Origin of the sequence: Olleya sp. Ti.3.14, assembly GCF_038154885.1 — a bacterium.
In the GTDB taxonomy this organism is placed as follows: Bacteria; Bacteroidota; Bacteroidia; order Flavobacteriales; family Flavobacteriaceae; genus Olleya.
Map to the genome: position 1 here is coordinate 1 of NZ_JBAKAO010000035.1, position 409 is coordinate 409.

At 35.2% G+C, this 409-nt stretch carries 1 protein-coding gene; it reads left to right on the top strand.

Translation table 11 applies throughout. From position 1 onward, the window contains the following. The coding region (locus tag V6251_RS15160; protein ID WP_341589001.1) for a TonB-dependent receptor plug domain-containing protein at positions 1–409 on the top strand (409 nt) is incomplete at both ends.

A 409-nucleotide genomic window follows, 5' to 3' on the forward strand; every position in this document is an offset into this window, starting at 1 on the left:
AAAGCCCAAAATACACTACTGGTAAGTAGTGACGAGCTTTTAAAAGCTGCTTGTTGTAACCTGTCCGAAAGCTTTGAAACTAATCCATCCATTGCTGTCAATTTTAGTGATGCTGTTACAGGTACCAAACAAATAAAAATGCTAGGTCTTTCTAGTCCGTATATATTAATTGCTACAGAAAATATTCCTGCAATTAGAGGTGCTACTCAAGCTTTTGGTCTTAGTTTTATTCCTGGTACTTGGGTTGAAAGTATTCAAATTACTAAAGGCGCAGGAAGTGTGGTTAATGGATTTGAAAGTATTGCTGGTCAGATTAATGCCGAGTTAGGTAAGCCTTCTACAGATAATAAGTTTTTTGTTAATTTATATGGTGCAAGTAGCACACGATTAGAATTAAACACTCATTTTA